The following is a 15,258-nucleotide window of genomic DNA, read 5'->3' as shown; positions in this document are numbered from 1 at the left end:
GCACATAGGGGTTTAAGAGCCGAGAGGAGCGTTGACGCATGAATACGGGAAGTCGGATTTTGGTCGTGGACGACGAGGAACGCATTCGCCGATTGCTGAAGATGTATCTGGAAAAAGAGGGCTACGAGATCGAAGAGGCGGAGGACGGGGAAACGGCGCTTCGCAAAGCGCAGGAAGAGGACTTCGACTTGATCGTGCTCGACCTGATGCTTCCGGGGATCGACGGCATCGAAGTGTGCGCCCGCCTGCGCCAGCAGAAGGCGACTCCGGTGCTCATGCTGACGGCCAAAGGCGAGGAAGTCAACCGCGTGCAGGGATTCGAGGTCGGAGCCGACGATTACGTCGTCAAGCCGTTCAGCCCGCGCGAGGTCATTTTCCGGATCAAGGCGATTTTGCGGCGTTCGTCGGCTACGGCGTTTTTGTCGAAGGAATTGAATACGAGCAACAACATCGTGTTCCCTCATCTCGTCATCGAGCACGACGCGCATCGGGTGACCGCAAGCGGTCAGGAAGTGAACCTGACGCCGAAGGAATACGAATTGCTGCACTATTTGGCCAGCACGCCGGACAAGGTGTTCTCCCGCGAGGAGCTGCTGAAGGATGTCTGGAACTACGATTTCTTCGGAGATTTGCGGACGGTGGATACGCATGTCAAGCGGCTGCGAGAGAAGCTTAACCGCGTATCCGCGGAAGCCGCGGCGATGATTACGACCGTATGGGGCGTAGGCTACAAGCTGGAGGCGACGAAGTAGCGCATGGCCATCTTGAGAACCGTCGTCGGCAAAATGTGGCTGACGATTATGGGACTGGTTGGCGTCGTCATCATTACGATCGGTTTTTTTCTGCTCGAATATATCGATTTGACGTTCGCGGACCCGGTCAAAGTTAAGCATCTGTTCATCTACTCGGGGATCGTCGGCTTTCTGCTGACGACCTTCTTCGCTTTTTTCCTGCTGACGAAGATTACGAATCCGCTGCGGGAGATGAAGGACGCGGCCAACCGGGTCGCGCAAGGGGATTACACGACGCGGGTCGCGATTCGGTCCAGCGACGAGATCGGAGAGCTGGCGAACACGTTTAACCAGATGGCCTCCGAGCTGCACACGCTGATTCGGGACATTCAGCACGAACGCGATCACTTGAGCAGCGTGCTTCGAAGCATGACGGACTCCGTCATCTCGTTCGATTCCGAAGGCGAAGTCATCTTGACGAACCCGCAGGGCCAGCATCTGCTCGAGGAATGGCAGACGGTAGACTGGACGGATGCGGACGAGGACGAAGAAGCGCGCGAGAGGCACGTTCGCGTTCCCGGCCCGCTGCGGGAGACGTTCCGCAACGTCATTGCGGGCGGCAAGGAGCTGACCGTCAAGATCCACGTCAAAAGCGGGGTCTGGTCGGTTGTCATGACGCCGCTCGTCTCCACCGATTCCGTCCGCGGAGCCGTCGCGGTGCTGCGGGACGTGACGGAGGAGTTCCGCGTCGACAAGATGAGGAAGGATTTCGTCGCCAACGTCTCTCACGAGATTCGCACGCCTCTGTCGATGGTGCAGGGCTACAGCGAGGCGCTGATGGACGATATCGCGTCGACGCCCGAGGAGCGCAGGGAGCTCGTGCAGGTTATCCACGACGAGTCGCTGCGCATGGGACGTCTGGTCAAAGATCTGCTCGATCTGGCGAGGATGGAAGCCGGGTATTTGGAAATGAATTTTCAACCGGTCGACGTCAACGCGCTCGTATCGCGCGTCTATCGGAAGTTCGCCGCGCTGGCGAAGGAGCGGCAGATCAAGCTGACGAGATCGCCCGACGATCCGGCCCTTACGCTCGAGGCTGGCGACGCCGATCGGCTGGAGCAAGTGCTGACGAACCTGATGGACAACGCGCTGCGGCATACGCCCGCGGGAGCTTCGATCGCGCTTGAGGCCGGCCGGGTTTCCGCGCTGAAGGGTGAATGGCTGGAGCTCAAAGTGAACGATCAAGGGCATGGCATTCCTTACGAAGATTTGCCTTATGTGTTCGAACGGTTCTACAAGGCGGACAAGGCGCGCAAACGCGAGACGACCGGCGGCGGCACCGGACTTGGGCTGGCCATCGCCAAAAATCTGATCGTGGCTCATGGAGGAACGATCAGCGTATCGAGCGAACCGGGCGCGGGAACGACGTTTACGATTTTGCTTCCGGCAGCGACCGGACGGAAAGCGGACGGGGAAGCCGGGCGGCATTGAAGAGGGGAAACATCATGAGCTTACGATTCGGACGGTTGTTCCACCGTTCGGCGCAAGGCGATCCGGACACTCGGCTCTCTGCGGAGGCCCGGGTCGCTTTGTTTATCCACGGTTGTTTTCAATTCGGGGCTTCGATGTCGGGGCTGTTTCTGAATTTGTACCTGTGGCGGCTGACCGAGAGTTTGGCGATTAACGGCATTTTTAACCTTATCGTATACGGCGTTACTCCGATCGCGTTCGCGGTCGGGGGATGGATCGCGAAGAAGAAGGATCGAATGGTCACGTATCGCCTAGGCATTGCGTCGATCACGGTCTTTTTTCTTGTCGTCATCTACGCCCAGGAGAACGTCGTCTCCTATTATCCGCTGTTCGCGGTGTTTAACGGATTTGCCCTCGGACTCTATTGGACCGGGTACATTGTGCTGATGTACGACGTGACGACGATCCGCAACCGTTCGAGGTTCATGGGCGTCAACATGATCGTCTTCAATTCCGCGGGCCTGGCCGGTCCGGCTCTATCGGGTTTCCTCATCGGTTTGTTCGACGGGCTTAAAGGCTACTTGCTGATTTTCGCCGCGGCGTCGGCACTGTTCGGCATTGCGTCGTTCTTCAGTCTGAAGATCCGGGCCATCCATTCGCACCATCGCAGCTATTACTTGAAATTCGCCTTGCCGATGATGAAGAGAAGCCGACTGTGGCTGGCGTCGCTCGGCGCTTTTCTCGTGCTCGGATTGTCGCAGGGTCTCATGCTGTTTCTGCCCAATATCCTCATGTTCCAGACGGTGGGCAGAGAGGACCAGGTCGGCTATTTGACCGTGTTCTTCGCCTTGCTGACGATTGCGACAGGGTACGCGATCTCCCGCAGAAGACGGCCCGTCCGCATCCGGCGGGAGCTGGCGGCGGCCTCCCTCGGCATCATCGCCGGCGCGGCGGTCTTGTTCGTCGACATCAAGCTGTGGACCGTTATCCTGTTTATGTCCGTCTACTCGGTCATGGCTCCGTTTATCGTCAACATGCTGACGACGTACTACTATTCGCTCATGGACGATCTTCCGCTGAAGGGACTGTTCCGGATCGAATCGGTCGTCATTCGCGAGCTGTTCCTGAACGCGGGGCGGGTGTTGTCCATTCTGGCGCTTGTCCTGTTCGTCGAAGACGCCGCTTCCCCGATGCTGCCGGCCATCGTCGTAGCGACTTCGGTCACGCTTGCGGCGATCGCTCTGTTCGTGCGGGATAGAAGAGATTCTTAGCCTGACCCGGAGGAGGGCTGAACGAATTGCACGTTGAAAGCGAAAATATGGATAAGCAGCCCATTCCCGAGGGATGGTTTTTTTGCTGAGGGACCATCGAATGCGTGCGGTGGACAGTGTCGTTATTGGCCCGATAGCAGAGGAGAATATCATCGGCAAAGTCATAGGCTATGCTAATTGAATTAAACGCGTATAGGGCCATCCGAAGTGGAAGTACGTCCCGCCATGTGTGCCAATACCGTCAGCTTGGACGGGGAGAGGCATTTGCAAGGAGAACGGAGGGCGATGTTCTAAAGAGTCGGTTATCGTCTCTCGAATAGTGCTCAAACGGAGGGCGATGTTCTAAAGAATCGGTTATCGTCTCTCGAATAGTGCTCAAACGGAGGGCGATGTTCTAAAGAATCGGTTATCGTCTCCCCAATCGCGCACAAACGAAGATTGTTGCTCGAAAGAATCGCACATTGGCAGACGGGGGAGGCCATGACGAATTGCCTTTTTACTCCAAAAGAGCCTTGCGGAGTTGATGCGAGTCAGTTGGTCAGCCGTAGAAAAAAAGGCTATCCCATAAGTCAGGCAACCTGGATCATCGAGATAAAAACATTACATCGATGATTCAAAGTGTTGCGCTCTGATCCCTTGGGATAGCTTTTTTTGGCGTTCTTAGTACAAGTGAACTTCTTTAGCGTTGTTCAAATCCGGAAGGGCGGAGATTTCGCCCAGCACCTGCTTCGTGACGCCTTTGTCGACGCCCAGCACCATGACGGCTTCGCCGCCGACGATTTTGCGTCCGACCTGCATCGTGGCGATGTTGATGTCCTTCGTACCGAGCAGCGTGCCGACGCGGCCGATGAGACCCGGTTTGTCGTGATGCGAGATAAGCAGAATGTGTCCTTGCGGCTCGACGTCGACCGGGAACTTGTCGACCTGCGTAATGCGCGGGCCGAAGCCGTTCAGCAGCGTGCCGGCGACAAGACGCTCTTCCTTGTCCGTGCGCAGCGTGACGCTGACTTGGTTCGTGAAGCCTTTGGTCGCGTGAGACTTCGTGACGACGATGTTGACGCCGCGGTTTTTGGCCAAGTGCATCGCGTTGACGACGTTGACTTGGTCGGAGCCGAGGTGATGGGCGAGCACGCCTTCGACGACTCTGCGCGTCAGCGGCTGCGTATCGACGTCGGCCAGCTCTCCCGCGTAGGAGACGGCGATTTCTTTGACCGCGCCGGCGGCGATCTGCGCCGAGAAGCTGCCGAGCTTCTTGCCGAGCTGGAAGTACGGCTCGAGCTTGCTAAGCACGTCAGCCGCGACAGGAGGCATGTTGACGGCGTTCTTGAACGGCTCGTTGCGCAGAATGTGCAGCAGTTGCTCGGATACGTCGATCGCCACGTTCTCCTGCGCTTCTATCGTGGAAGCGCCGAGGTGAGGCGTCACGATAATTTTCGGATGCTTCAGGAACGGATGATCCGGAGCAGGCGGCTCTTCCTCGAATACGTCGAACGCCGCGCCCGCTACCGTGCCGGCATCGATCGCTTCCACGAGCGCCAGCTCGTCGATGATGCCGCCGCGAGCGCAGTTAACGATGCGTACGCCCGGCTTGATTCTGGCGAATTGCTCTTTGCCGATCATATGGCGGGTTTCCGGGGTAAGCGGAGTGTGAACCGTGATGAAGTCCGCTTCCGCAATGATTTCGTCGACAGACGCTTTGCGCACGCCGATCTTGTCCGCGCGTTCCTCCGTCAGGAACGGGTCGTAGCCAAGCACGTTCATGCCGAACGCCTTGGCGCGAGCGGCGACTTCGCTGCCGATGCGGCCCATGCCGAGCACGCCGAGCGTCTTGTTGCGGAGCTCGACGCCGACGAACGATTTGCGGTCCCACACGCCGCCGACCGTCTTCAAATAAGCTTGCGGGATATGGCGGGCAACGGCCATCATCATGGCGAAGGTATGCTCGCAAGTGGTGATCGTGTTGCCGTCCGGAGCGTTAATGACGATGATGCCGCGTTTCGTGGCGGCTTCGAGATCGATGTTGTCGACGCCGACGCCCGCGCGTCCGATCACCTTGAGCTGCTTGGCCGCGTTCATGATGCGCTCGGTGACGCGCGTCTGGCTGCGTACGAGCAGGGCGTCGTATTCGCCGATGATGGCGACCAGCTCGTCCTCGCTGAGGCCTGGTTTCTTGTCGATGGTGATGTCGGAAGCTTCGACCAGGAGCGAGATGCCCAAATCGCTGATCGGATCCGATACGAGTACTTTGTACATGTGGAACCCTCCTTCGAAATATAGAAAACACCCTCAACCGCCGATCCTCCGCTTAGGGCGGATTAACGGTGCGTAGAGGGTGACTCCGCAAGGTCACTACTTGAAGTATCGTCTTACGCACGAGCTTGATTCCGATTGCCTTTCCTATTTTATAGCAATAGGGCGGACAATTGCAATGGCGAATGTGAGACAATTGCCGCTGTATAGCGTTAAAGGGCTAAAAAACTATTTTCCTGACGAAAAAAAGGGCAGCTGGGGGAGCTGTTCGCTCGCGTAAAATCTCGATTTGACTTCGTTGAAGTAACCGCTCGTCACCGCTTCGGTGCTGATCAGCAAATCGGCGACGGCGTTAAAGCTCTTGATTTTCCGCTTCTCGGCCTGGCCGGAGGCGATGAACTGGTCGACTTTGGCGGCCAGGTCATGCGGCAGATAGTCGGTAAGAGCGGCTTGCTCGGTCATGAAGTCGGACGATGCTTTAAGCTTGACGACCAGCGGCAAGTCCTTCCAGTCCGCGATCGAAATGACGTTCAGACCGTCGACGTCGGTCGGAATGTCCGCGTTGACCGCTTCGGCCCACTTCAGCATCGAGCCGAAATATTCCTTCTGCCCGGTCAGCGCGAATTTCAGCCCTTCTTTATAGTAAGAATCGGCTTCGATTTTATCGAGTGCGGTCTGGGCGGAGCCTTCGTTCGTGCTCGCCGCGAGCCCGGAGAAGCCTTCCTCGAACAGTTTCAGGCTTTTCATGTAATTCGTTTGAGCCGATTTAAGCTGCGGCGAGACCGGCGCAACATAAACCCCTTTGATCGCGTCGTATTTATGCCGGGCCGTCTTGGCGAGCTGCTTGAGCGACGCGGAGCGGTCGGCCGTCGAATCGCTCAGCCACTTGTTCTGCGCGTCGAGCCAGTCGTTTTGAAATTCCCGATACGACAAAAATACGGTATGATAGAAGGAAACCAAATCTTGCTGCTGGTAGGCGTTCGGCTCGGGAATAGCGGCCGCCGCTTCCACGGCTTCCTCCGAAGCGCGGCCGGCTTCGGCGCGATCGGTACCCACCTTGACCCCGTAGAAAAAAGCGCCAATTGCGATAACAAGCATGAGCAGGAACGCTAGGGAGAACATAAGATCAGATCGGTTCAGACGCTTTTCCATCGGTTGCTCCTTTTAAACGGTCATTTGAGTGTTTTGTAGTCCTAGTATAGAAAAAAACGCACTTCTTGAACATACAAAAAAATGCAAAAATCGAGGAATCATGAGAAAATTCGACATTCGCAACATTAAAATTCGCAAGGTTACGGTCGATCAATTAAACGACAGAATGCTGCTTGCGAACCTGTACGTCACTCAGGCGCTTACTCTTATTATCGGTATCGTATGGTTATTATTTCAGCGCAGAAATCCGCTGGAGCTGCTTATTTTTCCGACGACCTACGAATTCGCGATTTGGGGCGCCGGATTGGCGCTGTTCGTCCTGCTGTTCGACCTGTCGATCTCCAGGTTCGTTCCCGAAGAAGCGGCGGACGACGGAGGCGTGAACGAAAGAATTTTCCGGGCCAGGCCGGTGTGGCACATCGCGGTCATCTCCTTCGTCGTCGCGCTGTGCGAAGAGCTTCTGTTTCGGGGAGCGGTTCAGCATGCGTTCGGACCGTACTGGACCAGCATCTTGTTCGCGGCCATCCACGTCCGATACTTGCGTCATTGGATTCCGACGGGTATGGTGTTCTCGATCAGCTACGGTCTGGGCTGGATTATGGAATACACGGGAACGTTATGGACGCCAATCCTGGCGCACTTCCTGGTGGACTTCATCATGGGATGCATTATTCGTTTTCGGAGGGAAGAGAAATGAAGGAAGACCGAGAGTCCTCCTTGACCGCATGGGAGCGGTACGTATCGGCCAAGAAAGCCGCGTTCGGCGCGGATGATGCCAACGAGCCCCTGTCGCTGGAGCAGTTGGAGGAGGCGATCGCTCAAGCCGCGGCGAGCGCGGGCATACCGGAAACCGGCATGCCCCCTCGCGCTGAAGTTCATCCCGTCAAGAGAAGCCAGCTGTCGCGATGGTTTTACTTGACGCTGGTCGTGCTGTTCGCGCTGCTCGTCGCCGGCTTGTTCTGGTGGGGGCGGGAGCAGCAGATTTCGCCGTAGCGGCGTTACAGCTCGGTATCGATCGCGTCGGGATCGACGAAGGAATAGCCTTTGTCTTCCAGCTGGGTCAGCAGCTCGTCCAGCGCTTGGGCCGTCCAAGGCAGCTCGTGCATCAGAATGTTGCTGCCCGAGTGCAGCTGCTCCATGACGTTGTCGATGACCGCTTGCGGGCGCTTGTCCTCGGAGATTTTGCCCATGTCCCAATCCAGCGAACCGTTCGACCAGGTCATGAACAGCAGGCCGTTGTCCTTGGCGATCTGGCGGACGGAATCGTTGGACGAGCCGTGGGGCGGACGGAAGAAAACGGGGGCTTTGCCCGTAATGTCCTTGACGATCTCCTGCACGCTCTCGATTTGTTCCTTGATTTTCGGAGCCTGCTCCTTCTTGAGCTCGATGTGGTCCCAGGAATGGTTGCCGATCGTCTGGCCGCGCTCGTCGATTTTCTTAAGCAGCTCGGGATTCGCCTTGACGCGGTAGCCGTTCACGAAGAAGATCGCCTTCGCTTGGTGCTTGTCCAGCGTATCGAGCAGAGGATCGAGCGTCTCCGGCGCTTTCGGCCCGTCGTCGAAAGTGAGCAGCACGACTTTGCCGTCGGTCTTCTCCTTGTCGATCGGGACGATGAAATAATTTTTGTTCATTCGGTACGTTTTCTCTACCGGGCCTGCTTCCGGCTCCTGGCTTGCCGGGGGCGCCGAGGGCGATTCCGAAGCGGACGGTTCCGGCGAAAGGGCCGGGGAAGCGGGTACGTTCGCCGCGGGCGTCGATGCGGAAGCTTCGGGAGCGGACGAGCCGTCCGGCGTTTGCGCGCCGCCGCATGCCGAGACCAGGGCGCCGAGCAGCATCAAGGAAGTGCAGAACGAGATCAGTCGACGATTCATGTTGAAGTTCCTCCGTTTGTCGTTCGTAAACATGTTCGATTGTACCATAATTTCGACAGGAGCCGCTTCCTTAATTTGATGAGCATGTCCGGAGCGCAAGGAGCCACAATAAGAGCAATAAGGAGGTGGCAATTGTGAAAATAGGGGCTTTCGTGATGGGAGGATTGGCCGGCGCAGCGATCGCCGTGTGGATTCAGCGCAATCAGAGAATGTCCGCGGCCGCTGCGGCTATGGGACACAATGTCAAGGAACGCGTAATGGGCATGAAGGACGATGCCATCGAGAAGGCGATGAACATGAAGTTCGCGAGCAGCTTTCGCCGCTTCGGCGCCGAAAGCCGCGACGAAGATCACGGGCATCACGCTTCGCATTCTTCTCATCATCCTTCTTCGCATTCGAGCGAAGAAGGCGGAATGGACCATATTCGCAAGCTGATCGCGCAAGACCCGGAAGTCGGCAAGGAAGTCGACGCGATCCTCGGGCAGAACGGACATCCTCACAATTAAGGCAAGCCTGTCGATTGACGGCGGCATCGTTCTTCCTCGCCGGGGAGAACGGTGCCGTTTTTTTGTCATTCGAGGGTTTTCCCTAGTGCATTTCGGCCGGAGAAATGATAACATGATCTCAAGCTAAGTTTCATTCACGCATTATATGCTTAATCATAAGCTGTTATCACCGGCAGAAGGAGGATCCTGTCATGAGGATGGAGCGGCTTAGCCAAGACAAAATTCGGATTTTCCTCACGTTCGACGATTTGACGGAGCGCGGGATCCAGAAAGAAGACATGTGGCGCGAAATTCCGAAAGTGCACGAACTGTTCAGCGAGATGATGGATCAGGCGTATAACGAGCTTGGTTTCGACGCTTCCGGCCCGCTTGCGGTCGAAGTGTTCGCCATGCCTGCGCAAGGAATGGTCGTAATCGTGACCCGCGGCAAGCTGGAACGGGATGCCGAATCCGCCGTCGAGGACGAAGAAGAAGTGTACGAACTAGAAGTGACGCTTGAACAGAGCGAAGCCATCATATATCGCTTCAAGGACATCGAGGACGCGATCGGCGCGGCGAAGACGCTTGCCGGCCGCTTGACGGACGAGGGAAGAATGTACCGCTACCAGAATCAGTGGGTGATGGTGTTCGATCCCGCCGGTTTGGAGAGCTCGAGCTATCATGCATTGATCGCGGTGCTCGCCGAATACGGGGAAGCGACCTCGATTACGCCCGCAGTGCTGGAAGAGTACGGGAAGCTGGTTATCGGTTCCAATGCGATCAGAGTGTTGGCGGAGCATTTCGCGAATTGAGCCCGCCGTTTTCGACGTTCGATTCATGAGGAGTCGCCTGCGATTGCGGGGCGACTCCTTTTGTCGCGTCATTCAGAAAAAATAACCAGATTCACTAAATGTTCTTTTTTTCTCGCGTTCTTTTTGCTGTTATAATGGAGGTTAGGGAAGGGGGGACGACAGAATGCTGCTCGTGTCCGTGCTGGCGGCCGCCGTCGTGCCGGGTTTTGCGTTGTTGGCGTACTTTTACTGGAAAGACCGCTACGACACAGAGCCGATCTCGATGGTGCTGAAGATGTTCATGTTCGGCGTGCTGATCGTTCTCCCGATCATGATCGTGCAGCGAAGCCTCGTTCTCTGGCTGGGAGAGTCGCCCTTCGTCTATTCCTTCATCATTTCTTCGGGCGTCGAGGAGTTTTTCAAATGGTTCGTGCTGTATCATATCATTTATAATCATACGGAATTCGACGAGCCGTACGACGGCATCGTATACGCCGTAGCCGTCTCGCTCGGCTTCGCCACCCTGGAGAACGTCCTGTACGCCTTTTTGCAGCCGGCCACCTTCGGAACGCTGTTTCTCCGGGCGCTGCTCCCGGTTTCGGGACATGCCCTGTTCGGGGTTTTGATGGGCTACTCGCTCGGCAAGGCGAAGTTCTCCGTCGGCAAGAGCGTCAAGCTGCATTTGCGGCTCGCCCTGCTCGTGCCGATCATCTGGCACGGATTTTACGACTTCATGCTGCTCACGTTCCCTCCGACATGGCTCTGGATGGCCGTGCCGTTCATGTTCCTTCTGTGGTTCATCGGAATGCGCATGGTCAACAGCGCTAACGCGGTATCGCCTTTCCGCTTTCTCAAACGCGAGGAAGAGATTAAATTTTAGGCAATCCGTCCATACTGGGGGTGGGAATATCCGGTATGAAGGAGAGGATGTCCGTTGTCCCAGCGGCTGAAAGTAACGATCCGGTGCAATCGTTGCAACGAGAAGTTCGTTCTGCGCGGGCGCAAGGAACGAGGCAAGGTAGATACGGGCTTTAAAATGTGCCTATGCAGCAACGCGGAAGATTTCGAAATCGTAGAGGAAGCGCTCGGTTAACGGGGCGGCTTCCTCTTCTTCGTTTCTAAGAATGGCGCATAATGTCCGGTCCTTCTTCCCACAATAACGGCATCACCTTGTGGGAATGAAAGGGGTCGGCTTTTCATGTACGCTCGTCTAAGTTCCATTATGTTCCCGATCGCTGCGCTTCTGTTCGTCGGAGCCATCGTCTGGGGGTACCAGGAGCACCAGGAGAAAAATTCGATATTGATCAAGGCCGAAAACCAATACCAGCGCGCGTTTCACGATTTGAGCCACCATATGGGACGGCTGCACGACCAGCTCGGCGAGACGCTGGCGGTATCTTCGGCGTCGCACGGCATGCAGCGCAAGGGGCTCGTTAACGTCTGGAGACTGACCAGCCAGGCGCAAAACGAGATCAACCAGCTGCCGCTGGCGATGCTCCCGTTCAACAAGGCCGAGCAGTTCCTTTCGAGAATATCCAACTTCGCTTACCGGACGGCGGTGCGCGATCTGACGAAGCAGCCGCTCACTCCGGCGGAAGTGAAAATGATGAAATCGCTGTATCAGGCTTCCGACACGGTTAACCAGGAACTGGGCAAAGTCCAGGACGCGGTCCTCCAGGATCGGCTGCGCTGGATGGACGTCGAAGTCGCAATGGCCAGCGAGAACGGCCCTCACGACAATACGATCATCGACGGATTCAAGGCAATGGACAAGCAGATGGGCGCTTATCCGGAGTCCGATTGGGGACCTTCGGCCATGTCCTCCGACCGCAAGATGAGCTCGGCGGGCTTGGAAGGCAAGCAGATGACCGCGGAAGAAATCAAGAGCAAAGCTCTCGCGTTTCTGGGGGCGCAGGCGCGCGGCGGAGAGGTCGGCGTCAGCGAGGACGGAAGCAAGACGGATATGCCGGCGTATACCGTATCGGTCAAAGGCAAGAGCGGCTCGCCTATTCAGCTCGACTACACGCGCAAGGGCGGGCATCTTCTCTGGTTCATGAATCCCAGAGACGTCAAGTCGCGCAAAATCAACTTCGATACGGCCCGCAACAAAGGCTCGCAGTTTCTGGTCCGGCACGGCTACAAGAGCATGACGCCGATCGCTTATGACGAATACGACCACGTCGCCGTCTTCACTTACGCCCACACGATCGACGGCGTGAAGATCTATCCGGACAAAGTGACGGTGCGGGTCGCGCTGGACAACGGGGAAGTCGTCGGCCTGCAGGCCAGAGACCATGTGTTCGCGAAGAAGCTGCTTACCCCGGGCAAGCCGAAGCTGACCAAGGAGCAGGCGCAGAAAGGGCTGAACCCCGACTTCCGCGTCGAGAACCATTCCTTGTCCGTCATCGAGAACGACATGAGGGAGCCGACTCTGTGCCACGAGTTCGTGGGCAAAGTCAACGATCACCGCTATCGGATCTACTTGAACGCGGAGACCGGTCTGGAGGAAAGCATCGAGCAGATCGCGGACGCCGAAAAGTCTCTTTACAGATAGTCGCTCACATGGAGCTGTCCCATAGGAAGTCAGGAAGCAACAATTAGAATTATCGGTGAACAAGAACGGGGTATGTATCTCCTTACGCTGCTTCATGACCGTATGAGGCAGGCGCTTCGCTCTCCAGGAGATACATCCCCCTATTTCTTTCTTGATAATATTCAGTTGCCTGACCTATGGAACAGCTCCATTGTCATTCCCGAATTCACGCGCCCGTGATATAATGTGGCAGTACGCAATCAATTTGCTCCGAACATGCCTACGTGGAGGGTTATGGGTGCTGCCGAAAATCAATCAGATGATGTACATACAGACCGAATCCGAGGAGGATTCGGAACCCGTGACGCTTCGTTCGCGCGTAGCGGACTCGGACGAGCATAACATTTATATCGAGATTCCTCTGAATGAGAAGAACCGCCGGCTTTACCGGGCAAGCGTCGGAGAGCGGCTGCAGGTCTACTATTTTACCCAGGACGGGGTCAAGCATCTGTTCGAGAGCTCCGTGCAGGGATTTCGCAAGGAATCGGTTTCCCTCGTCGCCATTCGCAAGCCCGACCCGGAGCAGATCACGAAGGATCAACGACGCAGCTACCTGAGAGTGGAGACCAATCTGGAGATTGCCGTCAAGATCGGCGACAAGATGCGTTTCGTAGCCGTTACCGAAGATCTGGGAGGCGGGGGCGCGTCTTTCCTATGCGAGCGAAAATGGCCGATCGTGCCGAATGTCGTTATCGGTTGTTGGTTATTATTAAGCTATAGGGGCGGATCGGTCGCGCACGCCAAATTCGAAGGGGAAGTCGTCAGAGTGCTTCCCGTCGAGCCGGACAAGCATCTGGTCATGCTGCGTTTCGCGGACATTACGGAATCCGACCAGCAAAAAATTATTCGCTACTGCTTCGAGCGCCAGTTGGATCTGCGGAGGGATTGACCCGCGCGTCCGGCTTCTTGAAGCGGAGCCGGGAGGACGTCGCGACTTGGCGGAACGGAGAAGAACGCCTGAGCATGCCGATTTCGTCGCTTGGTCGGATCGCATGGAGAAATGGATCGTCAGAGGGATCAAGGCGCTCGTCGTGCTGCTCATCGTCTCCCAAGTGGCTTTGCAGTTTCCGGGGATTCGGCAATGGCTGGCGTCCGCAGATCATTCCGAAGGGGTGCCTTATCGGAATTCGTCGCGCTGATCGTCTTGTTTTTTTGCATAGAGTGAGGCCCTGTGGTATAATTTTCTCGATCCTTGCAGGCTCAGCCTGCCTTATTTTTTGATCGCAAGGTTTCTTGTTGTCGGCATGTAGGAGGCTAGTTGTTCGCTTATGGACGTATCTCAATCTCACACTCATCGGATTAATATCGCGATCGACGGACCGGCAGGGGCCGGCAAGAGCACGGTTGCGCGCAAGGTGGCAAGCGCCCTTCAATATGTCTACATAGATACGGGCGCGATGTACCGTGCGGTAACGCTGAAGGTGCTCGAATCCGGATTGCCGACCGATGACGACGCGGCCGTAGGCCGCTTGGCGGACGGACTGGACATCGTTCTTCTTCCGGGACGAGACGCCCAGCAAGTTCGCGTGAACGGCGAGGACGTCACGTCCAGGCTGAGGTCGCTCGAAATCAACCGCAACGTTTCTTACGTCGCGCGGCTCTCCAGCGTCCGCTCGCGAATGGCCGAGCTCCAGCGCCGCATGGCCTTGGACAAAGGCGTCGTCATGGACGGCAGAGACATCGGAACCCATGTTCTTCCCGATGCCGAATTGAAGGTGTTCCTGACCGCGACTCCGCGAGAACGCGCGAAGCGGCGTTTTCTTGAGTTGGAGCCGGGAACGGAGATTACGCTCGGCCAATTGGAACGCGAGATCGAAGAACGCGACCGAATCGACCGAGAGAGGGAGATCGCGCCTCTCCTCCAGGCAGCGGATGCCCGTCTGCTCGACTCTACCGGCAAGACGGTGGACGAAGTGGCGGAAGAAATCGTACAATGGGGACTTGCGGCAGTAAGAACCATTTTAGCGGGGGAGAAGTAGACTATGTTATACCGCATCGCAAGGGCTATTCTCCGAGCGCTGTACGTGCTGCTCTATCGATTGGAGGCCAGGGGAATCGAGAATATTCCCCGAGAAGGTCCGGTGGTGCTCTGCAGCAACCACAGAAGCTTGCAAGATCCCATCACTTTGGGGGTATGGGTGCCCCGCAAAGTTCACTATATGGCCAAGGAAGAGCTGTTTCGCATTCCGCTGTTCGGACCGTTGATTCGAGCGGTAGGCGCGTTTCCGGTCAAGCGCGGAGGCGTGAGCAAGGAAGCGATCCGCACGGCGATCACGCTATTGCAAGGCGGCAATGTGATGGGAATTTTCCCGGAAGGCACGCGCAACGAATCGGTAGGCATGGGCAAGCGGGGCGCCGTTACGATGGCGGTTCGCGCCAAAGCCATTGTCGTTCCGGTCGCGCTGGTCGGCCAGTATCGTATTTTTCGCAAGATGGTTGCGGTATACGGCGCTCCGATCGATCTGACGCCTTACGCGGAGCAAGGCACGACCGAAAGCATGGAGGAAGCGACCGAATTGATTATGTCCCGAATCAGAGAAATGATGAGCACGGGACGGCCTGCATCCTGAGGATGCATGTTTCTTGTCGGAAACCATCATACTAAAGGCATTATTTGGTTCTCATGTTTTCGAGTAAGCAAGAT

The 15,258-nt window shown here is 56.6% G+C and carries 17 protein-coding genes; 14 read left to right on the top strand and 3 right to left on the bottom strand.

Annotated features, from left to right (window positions below; all coding sequences use genetic code 11):
- Positions 1-38: 38 nt before the first annotated feature.
- The 3 genes from ACESLM_RS00985 to ACESLM_RS00975 are packed head-to-tail and all read left to right on the top strand — an operon-like array spanning position 39 to position 3,472.
- Positions 39-752 carry a response regulator transcription factor gene (locus ACESLM_RS00985; RefSeq protein ID WP_094042800.1) on the top strand — a complete coding sequence of 238 codons (714 nt, stop codon included), beginning with the start codon at positions 39-41 and terminating at the stop codon, positions 750-752.
- A 3-nt stretch (positions 753-755) separates the two neighbouring features.
- The gene (locus ACESLM_RS00980; RefSeq protein WP_372629131.1) at positions 756-2,222 is read left to right on the top strand and encodes a HAMP domain-containing sensor histidine kinase; all 1,467 of its coding nucleotides are present in this window, start codon (positions 756-758) and stop codon (positions 2,220-2,222) included.
- A 14-nt stretch (positions 2,223-2,236) separates the two neighbouring features.
- Positions 2,237-3,472 (top strand): MFS transporter, encoded by a 1,236-nt coding sequence (locus ACESLM_RS00975; RefSeq protein ID WP_372629129.1) that lies wholly within the window; start codon positions 2,237-2,239, stop codon positions 3,470-3,472.
- A gap of 660 nt (positions 3,473-4,132) precedes the next feature.
- Here ACESLM_RS00975 and serA read toward each other — a convergent pair.
- Positions 4,133-5,725: a phosphoglycerate dehydrogenase gene (gene serA, locus ACESLM_RS00970; RefSeq protein ID WP_372629128.1), complete on the bottom strand. Its 1,593-nt coding sequence runs from the start codon at positions 5,723-5,725 to the stop codon at positions 4,133-4,135.
- A gap of 225 nt (positions 5,726-5,950) precedes the next feature.
- Positions 5,951-6,874, bottom strand: coding sequence for a hypothetical protein (locus ACESLM_RS00965; protein WP_372629126.1), 924 nt, complete (start codon positions 6,872-6,874; stop codon positions 5,951-5,953).
- Positions 6,875-6,974: 100 nt separating this feature from the next.
- Here ACESLM_RS00965 and ACESLM_RS00960 point away from each other — a divergent pair, with 100 nt between their 5' ends.
- A complete protein-coding gene (locus ACESLM_RS00960; protein ID WP_372629124.1) occupies positions 6,975-7,571 on the top strand; it encodes a CPBP family glutamic-type intramembrane protease in 597 nt (198 codons plus the stop codon).
- Positions 7,568-7,867, top strand: coding sequence for a hypothetical protein (locus ACESLM_RS00955; protein WP_372629122.1), 300 nt, complete (start codon positions 7,568-7,570; stop codon positions 7,865-7,867). Before ACESLM_RS00960 ends, ACESLM_RS00955 begins: the two co-directional genes overlap by 4 nt.
- 5 nt (positions 7,868-7,872) lie before the next feature.
- Here ACESLM_RS00955 and ACESLM_RS00950 read toward each other — a convergent pair whose 3' ends face one another.
- The gene (locus tag ACESLM_RS00950) at positions 7,873-8,745 is read right to left on the bottom strand and encodes a polysaccharide deacetylase family protein (protein ID WP_372629120.1); all 873 of its coding nucleotides are present in this window, start codon (positions 8,743-8,745) and stop codon (positions 7,873-7,875) included.
- A gap of 134 nt (positions 8,746-8,879) precedes the next feature.
- On the opposite strand from ACESLM_RS00950, the gene ACESLM_RS00945 reads away from it, so the two are divergent.
- The 9 genes from ACESLM_RS00945 to ACESLM_RS00905 all read left to right on the top strand — a co-directional run bounded on the left by ACESLM_RS00945 (position 8,880) and on the right by ACESLM_RS00905 (position 15,184).
- A complete protein-coding gene (locus ACESLM_RS00945; protein ID WP_372629118.1) occupies positions 8,880-9,251 on the top strand; it encodes a hypothetical protein in 372 nt (123 codons plus the stop codon).
- A 191-nt stretch (positions 9,252-9,442) separates the two neighbouring features.
- The gene (locus ACESLM_RS00940) at positions 9,443-10,042 is read left to right on the top strand and encodes a genetic competence negative regulator (protein WP_372629116.1); all 600 of its coding nucleotides are present in this window, start codon (positions 9,443-9,445) and stop codon (positions 10,040-10,042) included.
- A 163-nt stretch (positions 10,043-10,205) separates the two neighbouring features.
- A complete protein-coding gene (prsW, locus tag ACESLM_RS00935) occupies positions 10,206-10,901 on the top strand; it encodes a glutamic-type intramembrane protease PrsW (protein ID WP_094042775.1) in 696 nt (231 codons plus the stop codon).
- 54 nt (positions 10,902-10,955) lie between these two features.
- Positions 10,956-11,114, top strand: coding sequence for a hypothetical protein (locus ACESLM_RS00930; RefSeq protein ID WP_372629114.1), 159 nt, complete (start codon positions 10,956-10,958; stop codon positions 11,112-11,114).
- Positions 11,115-11,219: 105 nt separating this feature from the next.
- A complete protein-coding gene (gene ypeB / locus ACESLM_RS00925) occupies positions 11,220-12,575 on the top strand; it encodes a germination protein YpeB (protein ID WP_372629112.1) in 1,356 nt (451 codons plus the stop codon).
- 277 nt (positions 12,576-12,852) lie between these two features.
- Positions 12,853-13,503, top strand: coding sequence for a flagellar brake protein (locus tag ACESLM_RS00920; RefSeq protein ID WP_372629110.1), 651 nt, complete (start codon positions 12,853-12,855; stop codon positions 13,501-13,503).
- 46 nt (positions 13,504-13,549) lie between these two features.
- Entirely contained in the window at positions 13,550-13,753 is a 204-nt protein-coding gene (locus ACESLM_RS00915) for a hypothetical protein (protein WP_372629108.1), read from the top strand.
- Between the two features lie 129 nt (positions 13,754-13,882).
- Complete coding sequence (gene cmk / locus ACESLM_RS00910) at positions 13,883-14,593, top strand: (d)CMP kinase (protein ID WP_372629106.1); 711 nt, start codon at positions 13,883-13,885, stop codon at positions 14,591-14,593.
- 3 nt (positions 14,594-14,596) lie between these two features.
- Positions 14,597-15,184 carry a lysophospholipid acyltransferase family protein gene (locus tag ACESLM_RS00905; protein ID WP_372629104.1) on the top strand — a complete coding sequence of 196 codons (588 nt, stop codon included), beginning with the start codon at positions 14,597-14,599 and terminating at the stop codon, positions 15,182-15,184.
- Positions 15,185-15,258 lie beyond the last annotated feature (74 nt).

The sequence above is a fragment of the Cohnella sp. genome, from assembly GCF_041641335.1.
GTDB lineage: Bacteria > Bacillota > Bacilli > Paenibacillales > Paenibacillaceae > Cohnella.
This window is presented reverse-complemented; position numbering and strand designations above follow the sequence as displayed.

Excerpts from the sequence above, each read along its gene's own strand:
- cmk (WP_372629106.1), top strand. The coding sequence starts at position 13,883 with ATGGACGTATCTCAATCTCACACTCATCGGATTAATATCGCGATCGAC.
- ACESLM_RS00975 (WP_372629129.1), top strand. The coding sequence starts at position 2,237 with ATGAGCTTACGATTCGGACGGTTGTTCCACCGTTCGGCGCAAGGCGAT.
- ACESLM_RS00980 (WP_372629131.1), top strand. The coding sequence starts at position 756 with ATGGCCATCTTGAGAACCGTCGTCGGCAAAATGTGGCTGACGATTATG.
- ACESLM_RS00950 (WP_372629120.1), bottom strand. The coding sequence starts at position 8,745 with ATGAATCGTCGACTGATCTCGTTCTGCACTTCCTTGATGCTGCTCGGC.
- ACESLM_RS00940 (WP_372629116.1), top strand. The coding sequence starts at position 9,443 with ATGAGGATGGAGCGGCTTAGCCAAGACAAAATTCGGATTTTCCTCACG.
- serA (WP_372629128.1), bottom strand. The coding sequence starts at position 5,725 with ATGTACAAAGTACTCGTATCGGATCCGATCAGCGATTTGGGCATCTCG.
- ACESLM_RS00905 (WP_372629104.1), top strand. The coding sequence starts at position 14,597 with ATGTTATACCGCATCGCAAGGGCTATTCTCCGAGCGCTGTACGTGCTG.
- prsW (WP_094042775.1), top strand. The coding sequence starts at position 10,206 with ATGCTGCTCGTGTCCGTGCTGGCGGCCGCCGTCGTGCCGGGTTTTGCG.
- ACESLM_RS00955 (WP_372629122.1), top strand. The coding sequence starts at position 7,568 with ATGAAGGAAGACCGAGAGTCCTCCTTGACCGCATGGGAGCGGTACGTA.
- ypeB (WP_372629112.1), top strand. The coding sequence starts at position 11,220 with ATGTACGCTCGTCTAAGTTCCATTATGTTCCCGATCGCTGCGCTTCTG.
- ACESLM_RS00960 (WP_372629124.1), top strand. The coding sequence starts at position 6,975 with ATGAGAAAATTCGACATTCGCAACATTAAAATTCGCAAGGTTACGGTC.
- ACESLM_RS00985 (WP_094042800.1), top strand. The coding sequence starts at position 39 with ATGAATACGGGAAGTCGGATTTTGGTCGTGGACGACGAGGAACGCATT.
- ACESLM_RS00965 (WP_372629126.1), bottom strand. The coding sequence starts at position 6,874 with ATGGAAAAGCGTCTGAACCGATCTGATCTTATGTTCTCCCTAGCGTTC.